General features: G+C 57.5%; 2 protein-coding genes, 1 tRNA gene and 1 pseudogene. All 4 read right to left on the reverse strand.

Annotated features, from left to right (window positions below; all coding sequences use genetic code 11):
* The coding region (locus AC1D1X_RS21200; RefSeq protein WP_477699102.1) for a 50S ribosomal protein L25/general stress protein Ctc at nucleotides 1-578 on the reverse strand (578 nt) is incomplete at its 3' end.
* A gap of 110 nt (nucleotides 579-688) precedes the next feature.
* Nucleotides 689-1,663 carry a ribose-phosphate pyrophosphokinase gene (locus AC1D1X_RS21205; protein WP_477668282.1) on the reverse strand — a complete coding sequence of 325 codons (975 nt, stop codon included), beginning with the start codon at nucleotides 1,661-1,663 and terminating at the stop codon, nucleotides 689-691.
* Nucleotides 1,664-1,888: 225 nt separating this feature from the next.
* Nucleotides 1,889-1,965: transfer RNA gene (locus tag AC1D1X_RS21210), tRNA-Gln, on the reverse strand.
* An 86-nt stretch (nucleotides 1,966-2,051) separates the two neighbouring features.
* Nucleotides 2,052-2,226: pseudogene (gene ipk, locus AC1D1X_RS21215) on the reverse strand (4-(cytidine 5'-diphospho)-2-C-methyl-D-erythritol kinase); the annotation flags it as partial.

Here is a 2,226-nt window from a genome sequence, read left to right on the forward strand (position 1 = left end):
GCATCGGCCTCGGCTTCTTCGGAAACGGCAGACACCGACACCAGAACCGGGTTGTCCTGGCCCTTGGCCACGAACTTCACGCCCTTTGGCAGGGTGATGTCCTTGATGTGCAGCGGCGAGCCCTTCTTCAGGCCCTTCAGGTCGACGGCGATGAATTCGGGGATGTCTGCAGGGAAGCAGGACACGGTCAACTCGGTGATCACGTGGTTGACCAGGCAGTTCTCCGTCTTGACGGCTGGAGACTCTTCTTCACCGCTGTAGTGCACGGGCACTTTCACGGTCATCTTGGTCTTGGCTTCCACGCGCTGGAAGTCGATGTGCAGGATCTGCTGTTTGTACGGGTGCATTTGCAGGTCACGCAGCAGAACCTTGTGTTCTTTGCCTGCCAGTTCCATCTGGAGGATGGAAGCATGGAACGCTTCTTTCTTGATGGCGTGGAACAACGCGTTGTGATCGAGCTCGATCAGCGTGGGTTCACCGGTGCCACCGTAAACAATACCGGGCGTACGGCCGGTGATGCGGAGACGGCGGCTCGCACCCGTGCCCTGCTTTGCGCGCTCAAAAGCGACGAATTTCATAATCAACTCCAATAAAGAACGGACCGCGACCAGTCTCGTTCTGGTTTAAAAAGCTGCTTTTGCCTCATGACAAACATCATGGAGCGAGGGCAGCTACTTTTTGCTTCAGATCAGAACAGGTTGTCCTGGTCCGAAAACAAACTCATGACCGACTCTCCCTTGGCGATGCGCTGAATGGTTTCAGCGATCAGCGGCGCCACGGAGAGCTGGCGAATCTTTGTGCAACCCACGGCATTGGGGCTCAACGGAATGGTGTTGGTAATCACCACCTCATCAAGTGCGTCGCCCTTGGCGATGCGGTCAATGGCCGGGCCCGAAAAAATCGGGTGCGTGCAATATGCGTAAACCTTCTTGGCGCCGCGCTCTTTCAGCACTTCAGCCGCCTTCACCAGCGTGCCGGCCGTGTCGATCATGTCGTCCATGATCACGCAGTTGCGGCCTTCAATGTCGCCGATCACGTGCATCACTTCGGACACGTTCGCCTTGGGGCGGCGCTTGTCGATGATGGCCATGTCGCAGCCCAGCTGCTTGGCCAGCGCCCGGGCGCGCACCACGCCGCCCACATCGGGCGACACGACCATCAGGTCGGTGTAATTCTTCTGGCGCAGGTCGCCCAGCAACACCGGCGACGCATAAATGTTGTCGACCGGAATATCAAAAAAGCCCTGGATCTGGTCGGCATGCAGATCCATCGTCAAAACACGCGACACGCCCACTGCCTGCAGCATGTTGGCCACCACCTTGGCTGTGATCGGCACCCGCGCCGAACGTGGGCGGCGGTCTTGCCGGGCATAGCCGAAATACGGAATCACCGCGGCGATGCGCTCGGCCGAAGCCCGTTTCAACGCATCAACCATGATCAGCAGTTCCATCAGGTTGTCGTTGGTCGGTGCGCAGGTCGACTGCACCACAAACACATCACGGGCCCGAACGTTCTGCTGGATCTCGACGGTGACTTCGCCATCCGAAAAGCGGCCGACATGGGCTGCACCCAGTGAAATGCCCAGGTGCTGGGCGATATCGGAGGCCATGCTCGGATTGGCATTGCCGGTGAAAACCATGAAGTCGGGATGGTGCGGTTGCATGTGGGGCCCAGCTGCTACAAGGACTTGAACGTGGCTGAAATTTTTATCGGAGCAAAATACGCACGGGGACAACACGCTGCAACGGGGCTTGGCAGTGAGCGCCGCTTGCCTGTTTCCAAAAACACACAGACCCGCTGATACACATCACGCGGGTCTGTCAGGAGTCACACGGGCCCGCTCCGGGCGGGACCGCAACACCGGGGCTACGGCCCACGGCGAATAATTTGGCAGGGGTGGAAGGATTCGAACCTGCGAATGCCGGAATCAAAATCCGGTGCCTTAACCAGCTTGGCGACACCCCTACACAGGACAGTTGTTGTTGCCAACAACAGACCTATAAACTTTTCCATTTAGGTCGCTTGAAAGCGCATTTCAAAGAGCGGTTATTTTACCAACCAGCCAGAGGATGCGCCTCCAAATTGCTGCATGTCCGGACTATCCAGTCATCAGGCAAACCTGAAAGATCCGTCAAATCCGTGCCATGCGGCAGTTGCGCAAATACAGCACTTCCGGAGCCGGTCATGCGTCCTTGAAGATGTTTCGTTTTCAGCCAGTCGATCGAC

The organism is Polaromonas sp. P1_G4 (assembly GCF_056405475.1).